Here is a 19,153-nt window from a genome sequence, read left to right on the forward strand (position 1 = left end):
AGAATAAAATTTCTATTTTTGTTTATACTTTACAAAAGTACAAAATTTTAATTGACTTCGTTCTATGGCCTTAGTAACATTCCTGTCAGATTTTGGAGATGGCGATTATTATGTACCTGCAGTCAAAGCCAAGATGTTATCCATTAACCCTCAGCTCAATATCATTGACATCACGCATAAAGTTGAGGCTTATGACATCGCACATGCGGCATTTGTCCTGAGATCTGTTTACAAGGAATTCCCCAAGGGCACCATTCATTTGGTAGCCCTCAACAGTACCAGCAGCATGACCGACGGCTATATCGGCATCAAGCTGGAAGAACACATCTTTGTCGGCCCCAATAATGGTGTCCTTAGCATGCTGGCGGATTACGATCCGGGCATTGTGGTAAAATTTGCCGACATCCACATCAAGGACAGCACTTTCCCTGCCAAGGACATCCTAGCTCCCATAGCCGCCAAAGTAGCCAGTGGAGCAGCGATCCATGATTTTGGCGGACCGCTACAAGCCATCCGCCAAATGATGCCCCGTCAAATCAAAGCAACAAAAAAACAGATCGTCGGCCATGTACTGCGCATGGATGGCTATGGCAACCTGATCACCAATATTCCCAAAAGTGTCTTTAACCAACTGAACCCTGGCAAATTCTCTGTCGAATTTAGCCGCGAGGTAATGACCAAGCTCCATCCATCCTATGACAGCGTAGAACCCGGAGATTGCTTCGCCCTGTTTAATAGTCTGGACTTTTTGGAAATCGGCATTAACCACGGTCATGGAGGAGATTTACTGGGATTAAAATACGACAGTCCAGTGGTGATCAATTTTCACCGGGAAGAGGAATAGAAAAAACACACTGACCTCCAAACACTTAAATCTCTTCACGTGATTTTATCGCAAAAAAAATAAAATTAGTAGGGTAAAGCTATTGCATAGCAAAAAATCTTTGTCCATATTTGCATCCCGTTCGGAACGGAACAGGTTAAAAGCATAGTGAAATACTATCAAGCCTTGGTGGCGGAATTGGTAGACGCGTTGGTCTCAAACACCAATGAGGTAACACTCGTGCCGGTTCGACTCCGGCCCAAGGTACTAGAAACCCCTTCAGATGAAAATTTGAAGGGGTTTTGTCGTTTACAGGGCAAACCGATGTGAAATGTTATGGTTTTACGCTGGATCAAGGATCACGCAATACTTCTGGGGGGCGAAGTATTTTTAAATGGATTTTTGAAATTCACTTTTCTCACTATTGCTTAAAATGGGTTTTAGCGGGAATTGATAATCATTAGAATGGTCATGGCTGCTAAAACCATACCCCTTTAGCCTTGCTATTTTACCATGGGTTGAACCCCATGGCTATGTATATACCGCCCCGCTGGAGCTGGATTTTTAATACCAGCCACCAAATCCTTTCTACTTAGTCTTCACCTCTCCCCAGCATTTATACTTGATCCAGTTACCCCCTTGACTAAACGACATTGAAGGTCGTGTTTATAATGCCAGCGGCATGGTCTATATAGTAACCTGCGGATTCATCCGCAGGAGGCTAAGTGGTACCCGACCACTCCAAAGAGTGCCAGCGGCACGGAAGATATACACCATCATACATGGTATCTTTGGCTAGGACAATGCCACTTAAACAGGGAACATTAAATGGATCATCCCACCATGTGTTCAACCCATGGCTATGGATGTGAGGCCATTTCGTGGCTTTCAAATTTATTACTTTGTACTTTTTCTTCTTTGACTATAATAGAAAGAAATCAACGATCCACCTCTTCTTTAGTCTAATGAGCGTTCGATTAAGCTACGATGCTGCTTCCCCATACTTTATCGCCTGACCAAAAATCAGCAAAAACGCTATTTACCTACGCCAACCGCGCGTTATCAGAAACCCAACATCTCTCTCTTCTCCTCCTCTTTTCCCTGCGAATGCTTAAACAACAGATAGATGCAGGCAATATCGAAAACCGCCCAAGTGAATGTACCTAGCAAAGTAAAAACTACAGTAATAAACATAACAGCAGTAATTAAGCCTAAGATCCCTATAACCTGATAAAGCTGGCCGAAAGTCTTTTTGGACTGCACCAACCCAAGGGAAAAAGGGATCAAGGAAACCCCGAAAGCCATCACTTCAAATACACCAAACCACACATCTTCCGCCCCCACTACCTTACCGGAATAGATATCAGTACCAATGATGCCTGCATTGATCAAGATCAGAAACACCACGCCAAATTGGAGCACTTTATTGTCAGTGCGCTGTCCGACCAGGTAAAAACCGTAAGCAAAGGCAGCATAAGAGATCAGCACAACGATCTTGAGCAGTGTAAAATATTCAGGCTGCTCCACTCCTGCGTCCGCCATCAACACAATATTCCAAAACACCTCATAAGAAGACACCAAAAAATAGATCACTCCCGCGATTCCCGTCCACCACAATTGGCGTTGGTCGATTGGGGAGAAAACAGGCTTTACAGTTGGCCGGGACCTTTCGGGATCATCGGTGGGCAGGTGGATATCGAGCACTTCCATGATGGTCTTTACGGTAAACGCCCTTGGGGTCACTTCCCCCGCCTCGATTCGCTGAATGGTGCGTACATTGATATTGCAACGTTCTACCAGTTCTTCTTGGGTCATTCCTTTGGAAAGGCGGTGCTGCTGTATGACCTTTCCGAGTTCAGGTTGTTTCATCGTTAATAGCGTTTGATTGACCATTGCAAATTGGAGTTTATTCAACTAACATCACCCGAAAAGCAAGCGGATTTGACCCGACATTTGCCCGACATTGCCCCCAAAACCTCCGAGAAGGCCATTTTGGAAACTTTTCTATCACCTCAGCAAGTACATTTTCCCGTATCCTTTTTTGAATGCCTTGTCCCCAGCCGTGGCACGGTGCTCTACAAACTGCCCGTCCTTTCGTACCAGTACCCTGTAAATATACACCCCATTTGCCAACTGATCACCAAATTCGTCTTTGCCATCCCAGGCATATTCGCTGATGTTATTGCCGATCTTGACAGGCCCCAACTCCTCCTGAAGAATTTCACGTACTACTTTTCCCGTGACCGTCATGATCTGGATTTTGATCTCGTCGGGAGGCACTGCTCCGGTCACGGTAAACACAAAACGGACGCTGGTGCTGAATGGATTTGGATAGGGATAAAAATGGGTAATGGTAGATTCATTGATCACCTCAAAGGTTACCTCATATGGTTTCTCTCCCGCCTTATTACCGCTGGCATCCTCGGCATTGATCCGCAAGGTGTAAACCCCATCCTCTAGCGGCCCTGGCTGATACTCTACTTTAAAATCAGTATTTTTGCTGGCCTCAAACCATTTCAGGGAAGGATTGCTAAAGGCCACTCGCTCAAAGACGCAGGTTTCACAATCCCTTTTCAACTGCACCTCCACTCCGGTGGTGTCCTGCTTCAGAAGGGTTTCGTTTTCATCCTTTACCAAAGCGGATATCAGGACATTGGGCGATACGATATCACCATCCATGATATACACCCCATCAAAACTCACGTCCAACACGGGGTTTTGGTCATCTCCTGCCACCACTAGGTAATCCGCCAAATCCAGCACATTGTTTTTATAGGACTGCTCCAAATATTCCCTTGGGTTTACCGCCACATTCAGGGAGTTTTTACCAGCCTTGCCAAATGAATCAACATCCAACTCGAACGCATATGATTCCCCAGCTTTCACCGCAGGGATTTTCCGCTCAAATTCCTCAATGGTATTCTGCTGCTTATTGTGCCACGTCCACCTCAGCGTAAGGGAATCCATAAAATCATAATTGGAGATATTGACAAATTCGAAGGAAACTGCAGCCTCCTCCCCTTCCCGCAAATCGAGCTTTTCCTCCTTATCCTTAAGCAGCAGAACTCCTTCAGGCACCCCCGTATAGTTTACCTGCCACTGCATCAGCTGTCGTGGAATACGCTCTTCAGATTCCTCCAGCCGGTATTGCAGCCGTAGAAAGGGATACCTATCGGCATTGACATCTTCCAGCCTTACCTCACCATCCACCACATTTTCAAAAAGCACCGTCTCTGCTCCTGATGCGGACACGCCGATCACATCAAATGCAAACTGCCCTGCTCCCACGCTCCCTACAGTACGGGTTTGGTTGTAAAAGACAGCCCACGAGGATGCTGGCCCCACCCGTCGGGTAGCCACATTTCCTTGGTCATAAAACCCTTCCATCTGTGTGGAAAAGCTAATGGATTGGGCAGCTGCCGGCACCTCAGAAGACTTGTCAGCAAGCACCTCCACAGCTTCACCAGGCGCCATCCCCTTTCTTCCAAATAAAATATAGGGGTCTCCGTTTTTGAGATTCCGTAGCGTAGCTTCATTGGCTCCAACCTCCCTCATTTTTAGAAAAGCAGCATCGGGCCAATCCTCAAAATTCATTTGCCCCACCGAAAAAATCAACACATAATCCCCGTCTTTCAGCCCATCAATATAATCCATCAACATGGTCTGCCCCTCCCCGGTAATCCAGCCACTCCTGATATTCTGAATAATCTGGGGCGTCTTTCCACAGCTCTTCGGATCCAGCACATCAAAATCTGTCAATGGAATCACCAAATAAGGCGCCAAGCTTCGCTGATCAAAGGCCATTAAGCCAAAGGAATTGTTGGTACACCTACGCTGGAACAAGTCTTGGTTATATGCCGTCCCGTCCAGTTCGACCTGAACCTGGCCGTAGGAGAGCCCTTCTGTCTCCGATCCAAAAGTAAAAACATCCAAATCCCTTGTGGTACCTAAATACTCCCACTGTCCCGCGGCCTGATTGATCGATAGATTATAGAGCTGGTCTTCCGCAAGCTGTGCAAACTCCCGCTGAATCCACCCTTCTGGACCATCGGGAATATACGAAAAACTGCTCTTGGCCCAGGCTTTGCTTTCTCCTTCCCGCTGCTCCAAAAATTTTGTCCGCCAATAAAACGTAACCGTATCGGAAGCGTTGATTCGGTCACCAATACTTGGCTGCCACCTGGCTATCCCACGGGTAGTCACCCGTTGCTCCTTTCGCCAAGCTGAGCTGAAATCCGGCGACACATCCAACTGGAACACAATCGTCCTGTCCTCAGAGGCCTTGCCCGGCACCTGCGCGATCAGCTCGACAGCTGCCTCATCATGAATGGCATAGTCCAGCGGACTCAGGTTTTGGGTACCACTTGAAGCAATGAACTTATTTACCACAATGGCATTATTGGCATAGGTGATCTCCGGAATGGACCTTTCTGTATTTATCGAAATGGTAAACACATTGTCCCCAGAAGAGACCAATCCTACATTGGGTACCGCAAAATGCACGGTATCACGATGAAATACCGGAGCCAATTTTTGAATATCATAATTGACCAACGTCCCGTCGGGAAGCTGCCTGCTGACTTTAAAGTCGAGCGTATCCTGATGCACAATTCCAAGATTTCGCACTACAAAACTAAGATCCAACGTATCTGTCAAAGAAGTCACTGGCTCGTCATTCACATCCCCTAAATCCACTTCGTCCACATCCAAGGCATAATCCGCTTCTTTGGCAGGAAATATTCGTACCGCTGGATCCCCTAGCATGATCATTTGATTAGCGTGGGACTGATTAATAGCTGAAGTACCATAACGATCATAAAACCGCTTGTCTCCTGCTAATTTCACTTTCCCTATCGGCTGGTAAATCAAAGAGGAATCCGCAAATGCTGAATGATAAAAAGACTCCGAATACCGTCGTAAAAACACATCCACACCAATACTGGAGTGCGCCATAAAATTAGAGGCTCCCCGATCGGGGGTCAAAATCCAATCCTCACCAAAAGTATAGGCACCTCCAAAAGCATTTCCTGCATCACAGCCGTTTAGCAAGAGCACCGGGTATTTGCCTTTGTTATCGTACCCCAGCTCATCCTGACTTACGAAACCAATATCGATATCAGTGGTAGAGGTCGCTGCATGCCCAAAAAACGTCACCATGCTCACCCCTTCATTGACCTTATCGGAAATATTGATCAGTGCGACTTCTGTGTTGCTGCGCTTCCGATAGGTGGTCACCTCCCCACCAAAATAAGGCCCCTCAGCAATGCTCTCGAAACCTCGCACAAAATTATAGTATCGCTCAAGTTCAAATGCCGAAAGCCCGCCGCTCAGGTGGATCATATCTTTCTGCCAAGTGGCTGAAGCCCCAAGCGCTTCTTTCTCTTTAACCTTATTGAGGTAGTAATTGATCTCCTCCGGAACCCTTGCAGGAATTCGCCCGACCGCAATGTCTTCTCTCATAGAGCCCTCGCCATCTAGCCCCACCACAAATCGATTGTCAGTATAGGGATAACCGTATGTAGGCACCAAATCCTGTACCGAGAACATCTCAGGGTGATCTCTGTAATAGTACCTTACTCCTCCTGAATTGGTATAATTGTACATACCATAGGCCCTTCCCATAAGCAGAAGGTATTCCGGGGAATGGCGGGCAGCATACTGCCGCAAAAATTCCTTTATGGCCAAAGGAGACTTCTCTCCATAGTTAAATTGATTGTAAAGTTCATCTGCAGTAAAAGTCAGCGTTTGATGGCCACCACCGGCGGCAGATTCCCGGTACGCTGCATAAGCAGCTACTGGGTCGGTATTGGTAGATGTCGCCTGCTGAAGGCTGGGATGTGTCAGGATCAGGTAATTGGCAGCAGTCCCAAGCAAGTTCCTGAACCGCACCTGATCCAATACTGTCGGCTCAGTCACTTCCCTTTCTGCCTGAACCAACACTTCTGAGCTCATCGCAGCATTTCCCACTGGAAATTTCACCCCGCCCGCATCCTTCTCTTCTATCAGGCGAACAGGCGCCCCAAGATTGGTGACATCATAGGCCAAATAGTGATCACTGACCTGCTCCAATTGCAATTGGTAATCGCCAGCCCCCAACCTTATTCGCTCTTGGTCAAATTCTCCGGTTATTTTTTGTTTGCGATAGGTCAAAGAAGCAAAACTGACAGAAACATTATCGTTTGAACCCGAAGTACTAACAGGTGCAATCCTCACCACCATCCGACCATCAGATCCAATATCACTTGCCTGTAAATCTGCCCTATACGTTTTAAACGAATAGCCTTCCAACGCCACATCCGTCACCTTCCGCAAGCCCTCTTGGCTAGCGCCAACATACACCTCCACAAGGTGGTCAACGCCAGACCTCCCCACCATTCCAAGCGTGACCGAAGCCGAAAACTCATTGGCCATTTCGCCAAGGTCTTTGAAAACGATATCCTGAACATTGCCCCGGGTGACCACGGGTCCCGTCCATCCTTGGCCCTTATCATAGATACCCAAGTGTACCCCCAAGGAATAGGTCTGCCCCAAAGTGTATTGATCCGAAAACACTTGGGTCACTTCTGTTTCATAGCTTGTCAAATCCACGGATGCAGTACCTGGATCCCTACTGGTCATCCTTTTCCCTGGCCGCCCTGGGGTGGATGTCAGGAAAAAAACAGTAGCATCACTATGATTGTTGTACAGTGGATTGGCCATTTGCTCCGCATCGGGATAAAGCGGCCTGTCCGACTGCCCATCATTTCGTTTACCAATAAACTCCACATAATCTCCTTGATCAAAACGGCCATCATCCTGACCATGGACATAAATGGCTACCTCTTCACCACGATGATATACGCTCAGGGTCCGTGGATCGACACGAGAAGGGTTCATTCCTGATGCCGAAAGAGCAGCATAGCTAATTCTGTAAATTCCATCGGTAGTGGTTGGGATTTTATAATACGTCTTGGAATAATCAATCCACTCGGTTTGCCCTTTGGCCACCAATGCCCAAGTGATCATCAGGAGGTATAGGAAACTAGTCTTTTTCATTGTTATTAATTTTCGCTCCATCCTTTATGTAACCGAAATCCTTCCGTCAATGGCTCCAAACTCACCTTGAGACTTAAAACATGGGAGTAAGGGGTTTCAGAAACCGCTCCAATATCCGTCAGTGCATAATCGATGTATGCCTTTTCATTCAGAAAAACCCCCAATCCAAAACTTGGCTTGAACGACAGGGATTCACTCCCGTCAAAATCTTTGATATATTGAAAATTGCTCACACCGCCCCTCAAGAACGCCACTCCCTTGTACCCGACTTCCATACCGATCTTTGGGTCAATGCTCATGACCGTCGTACTAATGACAGTATTACGCTGGCCATCAAATGTCATGTTCAAATCCAACACCGCCTGAGCCGTAATATAATCTTGAACCTGAAGGGTCTTTGACAGACTTAATACCGCTTGTGGCAGCGTCAGTTCAACTGAATTTTGTGGAAGTTCGTTGTCCGTTTCGGCATAGATCTCCCGCACCATTTCTGCATTATGCGACCAAGCATTAAAAGTGGTCGTCACATCTCTCAACATCAAGCCAATTTGCCAACTATCGGCCAAAAAGATCCCCCCTACATCAAATCCGAACCCCCAGGCCTTAGCAAATTTCCCTACATTTCTATGGATAATTTTGGTATTGATCCCCGCCTTGAACACATCGCTGAAATCCCTGGCATAAGAAAGTAAAAGGGCATAATCGGCGGCATTAAAAAACTGAATATTATCATAACTCAAGGCTCCGTTGGCATCGTATAAAAAACGCGTATCCGGAATATCATCGACCCCAAATCTGATCAATGAAACAGCCACTTGGTTATCCTCCTCGATATTGGTAGAAAAACCCGCATAATCGTACTTGGCTATACCCGCAAAATACTCCGCGTGCATCAGGAAAAATTCATATTTATGCTCAATGGCCAGCAAGGCCGCCGGATTCCAATATGCTGCTGTCACGTCTTTCACTGCGGAGACCTGAGCTCCCCCCATCCCCAAAGCCCGGGCACCAACGCCAATATTCATAAATTCATTGGAGTATTTTGGCGTAATACCCTGCGCCACCACATCCATACTGGCCATCAGTAAAACAAAGCCTAATAAAAAGTGTTTCAATGCAGTGATTTTCAATTTTTCCACGGGTGCAAAGTAAAAAATTATTCAAGAGAAACGAACATCTCCTATTTAAATTATAAATCTTCATCATAATTTTCTGACTGTTCATTACCGAACAAACCCTGTTCACTAAAAATACACCCCGAAAAAGGAATTAAGCACCAAAAAATTAGTCGAAAAAAAATCTATTTCTTTTTTCGACACCCACGAAATCACCCCATAAGGGCTAAAAAAGGGGTTTTATTTAGTCAAAAGCCAATTCTTGTATATTAAAAACATCCTTTGATGACACAGTTTTATGTAATGCAAGGTAGCTGTTTTACCTTTGGTATTATTTTTCGGCATAAGATTAGGGAAATGAATTGACAAGGCAGGGAGTAAATATGATGTAAATGAATCACCCTGATTTCATCTACACTAAAAAGAAAAATTGATGAAAGCATCCAACACACAAATACAAATGCGGAAAGGAATTCTGGAATTCTGCATCCTGCATATCATATCTCGGGGAGAAGTATATGCCTCGGATATGATCGAAGAGCTGACAGAAGCCAAGTTAATCGTAGTAGAAGGCACGCTCTATCCATTGCTCAACAGGCTAAAAACAGCCGCGCTGGTCTCTTACAAGTGGGTAGAATCGGAGTCTGGGCCACCCAGAAAGTATTATTCCATCACCCCTGAAGGAAGTCAATTTCTTGACCAACTCAGTGGCACATGGAATGACCTGGTCACCTCCACTACATTAATCACCTCGAAAAAATAAGGCCATGAAAAAGACAATAAGCATAAATATCAGCGGCATCCTTTTCCATATCGAAGAAGATGGCTATGACCACCTTAAAAAATACCTGGAATCTATCAACAAACACTTCTCACACTATGAGGACAACCAGGAAATCATTAAGGACATCGAAAACCGCATCGCTGAGATCTTTCTCAGCAACCTGAAGAACAACAAGCAGGTCATCACAGCTGAAAACGTAGACCGCCTTATCGAGAAGATGGGGACGATCGCTGATTTCAAGGCAGTGGAAGAAGAGAAAATACCTGATACCGACACCTCCCAGGAAACGAATGCAGAGGAAGAAAACGGCGATAGTGAGTTTTATAAATACATTACCCCGCCGGACCAAGAAGCGGGAAAAGGATATAAAAAACTCACCAGGCTGGAAAACAGCAAAATCCTTGGAGGTGTCTGTGCCGGACTGGCCCATTACTTGGCCATTGACCCGCTATGGACACGACTAGTGGCAATCCTGTTGCTTTTCAGTGGGGAATTTTCGCTTCGCAATTTTGACTTCTTTCCCTTGGACTGGAACATTTCGCTTTCCTTAGGCTGGTGGGCTGTCTTGGCCTATATCGTGCTATGGATCATCCTGCCGGTTTCTTACGAAAAGCCTGAAGACAAAAAGATCAAAAAGCTCTACCGTAATCCTGACGACAGGGTAATCGGGGGTGTCAGCAGTGGATTGGCTGCATACTTCAAAATAGAAGTCCTTTGGGCACGTTTGGCTTTCGTGGGATTGATATTCGCTGGTGGTGCAGGACTGGTGATTTACCTGATTCTCTGGATCATCACACCCGTTGCAAAATCCATCACCGAGCGGATCAAGATGAAAGGAGGCGAAATCACCCTGAGTACCATCGAAAGTACCATTATCGAAAACAGGCAAATTCCCGAGCCTCCGATCACACCTAAAAACCAAAAAACATGGTTGGCTCCATTTCGGTTTCTGGGGGACCTGATCAATGGCCTGGGAAAGGCCCTGGGCCCCTTCGGTAGGTTTATGCTCGACGTTATCAGGGTGGCGTTTGGATTGCTCATCTTCTTTATTGGGCTGATCATTTCACTTATACCGCTGGCATTCTTAGGGGCCTATTTCGAGTTTTTCACCAATGACAGCCTACGCTACATGATCGACAATGTGCCAGTAGAAATGCTGTCTGAGCTCGTGCCCATCTGGCTGGCGATCGCTGTAAGCGTATTGGTATTCATCCCTGGACTGATCCTCACCTTGCTTGGCATCAGCGTGATCATCAGAAGAAGCTTGATCGAATCAAGGTTTGGTCTGGTCTCCTTTGGCATCTGGCTGCTGAGCATCATGGTGTGCGCCTTTCAGATTCCCAAGACCATTGCAGAGTTCAAGGACCAAGGGAAATTCACTACCGAAACCGTACTCGACCTCAAAGGAAGCGTGTTTATCTTGGAAGGTGGTGACCGTGAGCAGAGCATAGACGATTTTGACCTGGTTCAGATCCAGTTAAAAGGAACTCCCGACAGCACAGTGCGCTTAGAGCAGAACTTCAGGTCGCAGGGACACTCTAGGACGGACGCCATCGAAAATGCCAAAGCTATCCAGTACGACTATTCGGTAAAAGATTCAACCCTTACCTTCTCCCGTACGCTGGAGTTTGCCAAGATGGCCAAATTTCGTGGACAGAATCTTTACCAAACCCTTCACATTCCCTACAACCGTCCTTTTGTCATGGACAAATCGATGATATCGATCCTCAGAAGCACCATATACACCAATGGCTATAAACTGAAGGATGTTACCCAACACAATTATTGGGTGTTTAACGAAGATGGGCTGCTCTGCCTCACCTGCCACGACGAACACAAGCAGAGTCAAGCGGACAGCCTCTCCAGGGTGAAATTTAAAGACACCTTCTTCATGAAGGAATAAAGTATCATATGCGTTGATTTGATTTATAGAAAGGCAAGTGTGACATCGCACTTGCCATTTTCTTTTTTGATTATAAACTTTCTTCCCAGTAGTTTTTATTTCTTACGGAACGCACACAAAACCCAGAATGAAACAACGCTTCTCTGGGATTTAAGTAGTTTCTGTGAGGACCTATTTCTTATCTCTGTGATTACTGGTATCATTGCGGATATACCTATTTTCGTTTTACCTTTCTATAATTCCTACTTGTAAAAGTCAAAATAGACACATTCTCTCTTATCCTTTCAGGGCAAACGCATTTAGGATTAATTTCGTGTAGGGCAGCTATCATCCGTGCCGCTGGCACTCCTTCTGGAGGCTGATGAGTGCTTAACGTCCTGCGGATGAATCCCAGATTACTAAATTTATCGTGCCGCTGGCACTTTACCGCAGTTTGTACATTAGGAATAGCAGCAACTGGCACAAAATCAAATTAAGGCAAACGAATTCGTACTCATAAACCTGACCACTTAATGCGAAGAACGCTCCATGGCCTAGATTTTTTGCCTACTTTTTCATCAATGGAAAAAGTAGGAAAGTCCAATAAAGCATATGAAGCTAAATTCCATAGGAACGGCAGATATATTCAAACTGGAACACTTTTTTAAATGCGTTCGCCCTGCTTATCCTTTCCAATACCACGGACTTGGCACAAAATATGTAAGCTCCAAACTAGCATTCACAAGAAAACATAGACCATGAAAACCAAAAAAGCATTATCATCCCTCTCTTTTTCATTAATTGCCGTGGCCATTTTTACTGTGCTCCTTTGTGGATGTAAGGCACAGCGGGTAGATACGCAAGGGATAGTAGGTCAAGTATATTGGATTGATGGAAACCAAATGCCGACCATCACCGACGGCAGCAACGAAACTCCTGCAAAACCGGAAAGAAAAAAAGTAAAAAGAACTATCCGCATCTATGAGCGGACGCACATCAACCAAGCCACCATGGGCGACTATTTATTTAAGGATATCGAAACGCCAATGATCGCCGAGATAGAAACAGAAGAGGATGGTAGTTTTGCCATTGGGCTTGCCCCTGGAGCCTATTCGATTTTTACGGTTGAGGAAAACGGGTACTTCGCCAATGTCTATGACCTGGACAGCTACATCCAGCCCGTGGAAGTAAAAGCCGACGAATGGAACAACATCCAAATCCTGATCAACTATCAAGCGGCGTATTAAACGGATCTGTGGTAATCAGGATTTGAAATCCCCTTTCCACCTTTGTGAATAGCACCAACATCCATAGGGATGTATTTTTCAGGAAACGTATATGCGTTAGCCTGAAGGCTACGGTCTGTGCCATGCTGGGAAGCATGACGAAGCAATCTCGTTAACAAAGGAAAGATGGCTTCACTCCGTCGTACGACCTTCCATATGACGTTTTTTTATGAATCCCTAATTTTAGTGAGCCACAGGCTCAACTTTAAACCCGGAATATGCATTAGCCTATCTGTTGCGACCTGAAACTGTTTCAAAATCAGCCGTTTCACTTTAGTTTTCGGCAAAACCGTAGCGGTGCTACGCTAATGCCTCCAAACTAACTGATTTTCTTGCAATTTCAGCTCTCACTACGATTCCTAATGCATAATCCGAGTTAAACGTCCCTCAGTACAACTGAAGGGACAACCGGACCGAAATGGATCAAACCTCAAATTGTTTTAAAATGAATCGCTACGGTTTTATAAAAAAATTTCCAATCCCCATGCAACCCTTTTTGCTTAACTTGTATCTACCTTATTGAAACCCTCCTCCTGTCGGTCAATGAGACTGGAGAAAGAGTTTTAAAAACCTTAAGACATTTTCGAGGGAACGCAAAAAGCAATGTTTATCAGAAAAACTTTTACCACTGAATCCGCCATCATACAAGGATGCCTCAAGGGAAATCGTAATGCCCAGAAGCACCTGTATGATCACTATTCTGGAAAGTTTCTGATCATATGCCGAAGGTATATCAAAGACCGTGACCTTGCGGAGGATGTGATGATCGAAGGGTTTATGAAAATATTTGAAAAATTGGATCAATATGAAGCCAAGGGCAGTTTTGAGGGATGGATGAAGCGCATTATCGTCACCCAATCACTGCTTACGCTTAGAAAAAACCAAAAACTGTCCATGGAAGTAAACTTGGACTACGAACTGGAGACGAGCTTGCCCCAATATGAATTTGTGGACATGGAAGCCAACGAACTATTGGAAATGATCCATGAATTGCCACTCGGCTACCAGACGGTTTTTAACCTGTACGCCATAGAAGGATACAGTCATGCAGAGATCAGTGATCTTTTGGGGATTTCGGAAAACACGTCCAAATCCCAACTCAGCAGGGCCAGGGCCATGCTAAAACAAAAAATCACCCAGTTACAGTTAAAAGAAAGGAGAATCAATGGATAAGCAGCAACATCCCATAGACAAATTGTTCCGCGACAAACTGGAGCAGCACCATGAAAAGCCAAGCAGATTGGCCTGGGAACGACTGGAGTCCCAACTGGAACCCAACAAGTCCGGCAACAAATGGGGCTGGATGCGTGCAGCAGCCGTGTTTATTGGTATCATAGGCCTAGCCTACCTGCTCTGGCAATATGCACCTGTCCAACAACCAACAGCACCTCAAATCGCTGAAAAAACAGCAGAAAAGGATCTGCTACCGAATGAGGACAGCAAAACCGCTCCACAACCAACAATCACAGACCAACCAGCTTCAGAAGAAGTAAAAGCGCCGATAGCCGAAAAAGAACAGCCAGAAAACAAACAAAACACAACAAAGCCTACTGGGCAGGAACCCTCCGCCAAAACCTCTAAAACACCCGTAAAACCGGTCCAAAAAGACATCCAACAGGAGCAGGTTGCGGAGCTCAACCAAAAGGGTACCGCAGTACCAAAGGCTGATATCAAACCGCTACCACAACTTGAAGTACCCTCGCCCGATATGGAGGAGCTTATTGCCGAAAACACCACGGTAACCACGGAGAAAGAAGCAGCTGTTCCCTATAAAGTAAGCATTAAGTCGAGTGGCATCAGCGAAAAACCCAAAAAGGAAAAACTCGTCGAAGAAATCGGCAACAAGATCAATACACTAGGTGGCCTATTGGGCAAAGTAGATCAAGGATATGCAGACCTGCAGGATGCAAAAAACAATCTCTTTGCAGCACTGATCACCAAAAACGAAACAAAATAAGCAACAACATTAACTTTAGGAACGATGAAAAGATACCTTTTGGCCTTGATTTTATTGGCCTTAGCACACACTTCCTTTGCCTCAGGAGGGACTGATAGTGTTTCCACAGCGGCAAAGGACAGCATTATCGTAGAATATGGCCATTCAGGAAAAATCGTCATCCTCGTCGATAACAAGGAGGATTTTGAAAAATTAAAAATCCTGGATGTCAACCAGATCATTGATGAATTGGATTTGGAACTGGACGAGGACACAGGCGACCTTACCGTGGTGGAGATCAGTGACAAGGACGGCCACAGCAAAGAAATCGTCAAAGTAGAAGAAGGTGGTGCCGAAACGGCCGTTTCCGTAGGAAGAATAAAGGTCATCGTGGACGAATCCGGCCCTACCACCAAAGTACGTGTGGAAAAAACCAAGAAGCCAGAACCCAGCTTCCGGACCTATTTTAACGTGGACCTGGGCATCAACAACTACCTCAGGGATGGTGGTGGATTCCCCACTTCCGACCAGCCTTATGCCGTCAAAGGCTGGGGAAGCTGGAATGTAGGCCTAAACCTGATGGCCAGTCAGCGCCTGTCCAAAGGCTTCTATTGGGATTTTGGACTTGGCGTACAATGGTACAACTTCAAGTTTGAAAACCGCGACTACCAAGCTGTCCGGGGAGACCAAAACATCGAGTTCATTCAACGCACTGATGTGGATGGCTTCAAAAGTAAAGTTTCCGCTTCCTACCTAACTGCCATGACCCTGCTCAAAGTGGACTTTGGGAGAATGAATGACAATGGCAACAAAGGCCTAAAAATTGCCGCTGGCCCCTATTTTGGCTACCGGGTAGGCGGAAGGAGCAAGTACGTATATCGTGAAATAGGCGGCTCCGGCAGGCACAAAGACAAGCTGAACACCGGGATCTACCTGAACAATATCCGCTATGGTATCCGTGGTGAAATCGGCATTGGTCGCGTCACATTTTTCTCTACTTATGACCTGAACGAACTCTATCAAGATGGCAAAGGCCCTACCAGTGAATCCCTACACCCGATTACCTTTGGTCTCGTTTTTTAAACAAACCTTCCCACACACTAAACACATTACCATGAAAAATCTTTTGACACATATCAGCTTAGTAGCTTACCTGTTTTTAGCGGCAAGCACGACGGCCCTTGGCCAATCGAAAATTGAAAAAAGTTTCGAAAACATTCATAAATTGGATATCGAAGGCGGCAGTATTGAAATTTCCTATCAAGGGAATGCGGGACAAGACCTGATCGAGGTCGTGGCAGATTTGGGCAATGACGAAGATGCCGGCAAAAACCTGGTCTTTGTGACCATCGGCAATACCCTCAAAATCTCCTACCAAACCCCTTCCAACAGCTGGAAAAACAATAATAAAGGTAAAAGGTATGTGCGGATCACAGGACCTGAAGTAATCGACCTAAGTGCCGTCAATTCTTCCGGAAAAATGTACATCAGCACGGTAAAATCAGACAAAATCTACCTTAAAGCAAGTTCTGGAATGATCGAAGCTGAGGACCTCACCGGAGATCTGGACATCAAGGCATCATCCGGAAAGATCTCCCTAAAGCGTGTCACGGGAAATGTCCTCTGCAAGGTCAGTAGTGGCATGGCAGCACTTGAATACATAAAGGGAAACACAGACATCACCTCCAGTAGTGGAAAAATCGAAGCCAATCACATTGCCGGCGAGGTGAACGTCAGCGTCACTTCTGGCAGCGCTTCCCTAGAAGACATCGCTACCGTCGGCAGCATGAAGCTTTCTTCTGGTCATGTAAAGGCCAAAAAAGTAGGTTTCGGCCCCAATACCAGCTTTAACGGCAATTCAGGAGCCTTTCACATCAAAGCCAATGCAGACTTGGCCAGGTACAATTACGACTTAAGCGCCGGCAGTGGAATGGTCAAAGTAGGTGGAAGCCATTCCAGCGACCACTTGGTCATCAACAACCAAGGTACTTATACCATCACTGGAAAAATCGGATCGGGAATGATTTCCATTGAGTAAAAATCGATTTCCCTTTTCACTGGGGAACTTTCTATGCTGCCTTGAGAAATTTGACGTTGAAAAATCAAAAAAGTAAGCCCGAAAAGGCGCAGGATTGTATGACATGAATCAGCACAGAAAGTTGATTGGCTGCTCAAAGGTTTACCTGTCTAAAGCCAGGTAAACCTAGCTTTTAAACAGGAGGAATTTTCCTGCGCGAGGGCTGGCTTATATTTTAGTCAAATAGCTCACCGCAGCGGTTTTTTGGTTACTTTTTTCACCTGAAAAAAAGTAACAAGATAACGAAGTGAAAGCCACCCTAGAATGTGGCAAATAAAGTAAACGTTACCCACGGTAGATCATATAGAACCAAATTTTCTATCCTTCCCGTATTTTAAAGCCTTCGACGGTCGCTCGCTCCTCTTCTTTTAGCCGTAATAGACGGATGATCCTATCCGGTGTAGGCTTTGCCAGTGAAGTCAGGACCAAGGTTACTGCATAGGCCACCGTAAACCCAGGGTTTTCATAGACGATCAACCCAAACGCACACAAAAAGCCTGCGACAAAAAGCTGCCTAAAACGGGACATGGTCATCTTGCAGTACTGTTGTACTTTTTCTTCCAAAGGGATCTCAGCATTTCTTAATTGCTTTATCCCTCCGTTAAATTTGAAATAACTAAATGCCAGCAGCAGGGGAATCCCCACCAGCAGAAACATACTCAGCCAAATCGGAAAAGTAGGGATGGGCAGTTCCATATTTCCACTAGTAGTATATAAGTACGCAAAGGCAAAAACCGGCAAGGGGATCGCTATCAAGATCAAAACATTCCTCTCCAGCTCCCAGTATTTCTTTTTCATCTCCATGATACTTATCCTATATCCACTTTTACATCACCTGTCAGGGGATGTGACATGCAGCAGAGAATATAACCTTCTTTCTTTTCACCTTCTGACAACCCTGCATCTTGTTCCATTTTCACCTCTCCACTGGCCAATTTGCCGCGACAGGCTGTACACAATCCACTTTGGCAGCTATAAGGCATATCGTAGCCCTCATCCAATCCCGCTTCCAAAATCGTCTTTCCCGGAGGCACCTCAAAGGTATGCTCCTCTCCTTCTAGGTTTATGGTCACCTCCCTAGTCAAGGACGGCTGATCTTGGGAAGATTCCACCTCTTCTTTCTCTGCTTCCTCCGAAGATGAGGTGTAGAAACTCTCCCTGTGAATATTATCATGCGGCACATTTAGCTTTAGCAAGGCCTCTACGCTCGCTTCCATCAGTCCTTCTGGGCCACACAAGTAATAAAGCTCCTTGTCCGCATCGGGGAAATGTTTCTCAGACAAAACCTGCTCTATCATCTGTTCATTTAGCCTTCCTTGCAGACCGGACCATTCACCAGAAGGCCGGGAAAGGGTATGCACCACTTCCAGACGCCCCTGCTGTGCTTCCACTAGCTGCTGAAGTGACCGATCAAAAATCACCTGATCCTCCGAACGATTACAATAAATCAATGTCACCTTGGATTGGGGTTCATTGATCAGGACGGATTTGGTGATGCCCATGATAGGGGTAATGCCACTCCCTCCTGCGATCATGATGAAATGATTTTTGTTCTTGGAATGAAAGTCGGCCGTAAAATGCCCCATTGGCTTCATCACCTCGATGGTTTTCCCAGGTTTGATGGATTCATTGATGAAGTTAGAGACCACACCTCCCTCGATTCTCTTTACCGTAATACCAGGATGCGGATCCACATATGGTGAGGTACATAGGCTGTATGAACGGCGCTCTTCCTTTCCATTGATGTCCAGGATCAAGGTGAGAAACTGCCCCGGCTTATACTCCAAATAAGGCTCTGGCTGCTCAAAATAGATCGAAACGGCATCTGGGGTCTCCCGCACCACTTCACGCACTTTTAAGGACACATATTGACTACCTCTTTTCTTTTCTTCTTTATTCTTCTTAAATAAATTGAATATCATTGCTTTATGTCGTATTTATTACACGCTACCTTTCTGGCATCAAAATTAAGACCGATTTTTTAAAAACCATTTTAAATCACCAAGTAAAATCCCATATACTCCTGCAATAGGGACCAGAATCCGAATGGATAATGCAAATGTATAATTAAGGTTAAAACACATCGTGCCGAAAGAGGTTCATATTCTGTCATGAAAATAGCTGGTTGGTAAAATTATTTTCCTTCTGCTGTAGCGTTTTTACATAAGGTTACGTTTCGACAACAAAACCTACTTAACAGAAAGAGAGTAAAATA

13 protein-coding genes and 1 tRNA gene are annotated in these 19,153 nt (G+C 45.5%); 9 read left to right on the forward strand and 5 right to left on the reverse strand.

Features of this window, described 5'->3' with window-relative positions; translation table 11 throughout:
* The first annotated feature begins 64 nt into the window (after positions 1–64).
* Positions 65–844, forward strand: coding sequence for an SAM hydrolase/SAM-dependent halogenase family protein (locus tag FDP09_RS01695; protein WP_137401004.1), 780 nt, complete (start codon positions 65–67; stop codon positions 842–844).
* 162 nt (positions 845–1,006) lie between these two features.
* Positions 1,007–1,090 (forward strand) — tRNA-Leu (locus FDP09_RS01700).
* A 795-nt stretch (positions 1,091–1,885) separates the two neighbouring features.
* Here the strand turns inward: FDP09_RS01700 and FDP09_RS01705 are convergent.
* The 3 genes from FDP09_RS01705 to FDP09_RS01715 form a co-directional block, all read right to left on the reverse strand.
* On the reverse strand, positions 1,886–2,692 hold the full coding sequence (locus FDP09_RS01705) for a helix-turn-helix domain-containing protein (RefSeq protein ID WP_229683294.1): 807 nt from the start codon (positions 2,690–2,692) through the stop codon (positions 1,886–1,888).
* A gap of 138 nt (positions 2,693–2,830) precedes the next feature.
* Positions 2,831–7,858, reverse strand: a complete 5,028-nt coding sequence (gene porU2 / locus FDP09_RS01710; RefSeq protein ID WP_137401006.1) for a putative type IX secretion system sortase PorU2 — start codon at positions 7,856–7,858, stop codon at positions 2,831–2,833.
* Positions 7,859–7,863: 5 nt separating this feature from the next.
* Positions 7,864–8,973, reverse strand: coding sequence for a putative type IX sorting system protein PorV2 (locus tag FDP09_RS01715; RefSeq protein ID WP_456236448.1), 1,110 nt, complete (start codon positions 8,971–8,973; stop codon positions 7,864–7,866).
* A 433-nt stretch (positions 8,974–9,406) separates the two neighbouring features.
* Here FDP09_RS01715 and FDP09_RS01720 point away from each other — a divergent pair, with 433 nt between their 5' ends.
* The 7 genes from FDP09_RS01720 to FDP09_RS01750 all read left to right on the forward strand — a co-directional run bounded on the left by FDP09_RS01720 (position 9,407) and on the right by FDP09_RS01750 (position 16,899).
* Positions 9,407–9,736 (forward strand): PadR family transcriptional regulator, encoded by a 330-nt coding sequence (locus FDP09_RS01720; protein WP_015264211.1) that lies wholly within the window; start codon positions 9,407–9,409, stop codon positions 9,734–9,736.
* A 4-nt stretch (positions 9,737–9,740) separates the two neighbouring features.
* Complete coding sequence (locus FDP09_RS01725) at positions 9,741–11,660, forward strand: PspC domain-containing protein (RefSeq protein ID WP_137401007.1); 1,920 nt, start codon at positions 9,741–9,743, stop codon at positions 11,658–11,660.
* A 737-nt stretch (positions 11,661–12,397) separates the two neighbouring features.
* On the forward strand, positions 12,398–12,886 hold the full coding sequence (locus FDP09_RS01730; RefSeq protein WP_137401008.1) for a carboxypeptidase regulatory-like domain-containing protein: 489 nt from the start codon (positions 12,398–12,400) through the stop codon (positions 12,884–12,886).
* A gap of 642 nt (positions 12,887–13,528) precedes the next feature.
* The gene (locus tag FDP09_RS01735) at positions 13,529–14,098 is read left to right on the forward strand and encodes an RNA polymerase sigma factor (RefSeq protein ID WP_137401009.1); all 570 of its coding nucleotides are present in this window, start codon (positions 13,529–13,531) and stop codon (positions 14,096–14,098) included.
* Positions 14,091–14,882, forward strand: a complete 792-nt coding sequence (locus FDP09_RS01740; protein WP_137401010.1) for a hypothetical protein — start codon at positions 14,091–14,093, stop codon at positions 14,880–14,882. Before FDP09_RS01735 ends, FDP09_RS01740 begins: the two co-directional genes overlap by 8 nt.
* 24 nt (positions 14,883–14,906) lie before the next feature.
* Complete coding sequence (locus FDP09_RS01745; RefSeq protein WP_137401011.1) at positions 14,907–15,944, forward strand: outer membrane beta-barrel protein; 1,038 nt, start codon at positions 14,907–14,909, stop codon at positions 15,942–15,944.
* A 31-nt stretch (positions 15,945–15,975) separates the two neighbouring features.
* Positions 15,976–16,899: a DUF4097 family beta strand repeat-containing protein gene (locus tag FDP09_RS01750; RefSeq protein WP_137401012.1), complete on the forward strand. Its 924-nt coding sequence runs from the start codon at positions 15,976–15,978 to the stop codon at positions 16,897–16,899.
* 357 nt (positions 16,900–17,256) lie between these two features.
* On the opposite strand, the gene FDP09_RS01755 is transcribed toward FDP09_RS01750, so the two are convergent.
* Together FDP09_RS01755 and FDP09_RS01760 are read right to left on the reverse strand one after the other, a co-directional pair.
* Positions 17,257–17,736, reverse strand: coding sequence for a hypothetical protein (locus FDP09_RS01755; protein WP_137401013.1), 480 nt, complete (start codon positions 17,734–17,736; stop codon positions 17,257–17,259).
* 11 nt (positions 17,737–17,747) lie between these two features.
* The gene (locus FDP09_RS01760) at positions 17,748–18,860 is read right to left on the reverse strand and encodes a ferredoxin--NADP reductase (RefSeq protein ID WP_187328767.1); all 1,113 of its coding nucleotides are present in this window, start codon (positions 18,858–18,860) and stop codon (positions 17,748–17,750) included.
* Positions 18,861–19,153 lie beyond the last annotated feature (293 nt).

Source organism: Echinicola rosea (genome assembly GCF_005281475.1).
Taxonomy (GTDB): Bacteria; Bacteroidota; Bacteroidia; order Cytophagales; family Cyclobacteriaceae; genus Echinicola; species Echinicola rosea.

Bases quoted from the DNA above. Each gene is read 5' to 3' on its own strand.
- FDP09_RS01695 (WP_137401004.1), top strand. From the start codon at position 65: ATGGCCTTAGTAACATTCCTGTCAGATTTTGGAGATGGCGATTATTAT.
- FDP09_RS01705 (WP_229683294.1), bottom strand. From the start codon at position 2,692: ATGAAACAACCTGAACTCGGAAAGGTCATACAGCAGCACCGCCTTTCC.
- porU2 (WP_137401006.1), bottom strand. From the start codon at position 7,858: ATGAAAAAGACTAGTTTCCTATACCTCCTGATGATCACTTGGGCATTG.
- FDP09_RS01720 (WP_015264211.1), top strand. From the start codon at position 9,407: ATGAAAGCATCCAACACACAAATACAAATGCGGAAAGGAATTCTGGAA.
- FDP09_RS01725 (WP_137401007.1), top strand. From the start codon at position 9,741: ATGAAAAAGACAATAAGCATAAATATCAGCGGCATCCTTTTCCATATC.
- FDP09_RS01730 (WP_137401008.1), top strand. From the start codon at position 12,398: ATGAAAACCAAAAAAGCATTATCATCCCTCTCTTTTTCATTAATTGCC.
- FDP09_RS01735 (WP_137401009.1), top strand. From the start codon at position 13,529: ATGTTTATCAGAAAAACTTTTACCACTGAATCCGCCATCATACAAGGA.
- FDP09_RS01740 (WP_137401010.1), top strand. From the start codon at position 14,091: ATGGATAAGCAGCAACATCCCATAGACAAATTGTTCCGCGACAAACTG.
- FDP09_RS01745 (WP_137401011.1), top strand. From the start codon at position 14,907: ATGAAAAGATACCTTTTGGCCTTGATTTTATTGGCCTTAGCACACACT.
- FDP09_RS01750 (WP_137401012.1), top strand. From the start codon at position 15,976: ATGAAAAATCTTTTGACACATATCAGCTTAGTAGCTTACCTGTTTTTA.
- FDP09_RS01755 (WP_137401013.1), bottom strand. From the start codon at position 17,736: ATGAAAAAGAAATACTGGGAGCTGGAGAGGAATGTTTTGATCTTGATA.
- FDP09_RS01760 (WP_187328767.1), bottom strand. From the start codon at position 18,860: ATGATATTCAATTTATTTAAGAAGAATAAAGAAGAAAAGAAAAGAGGT.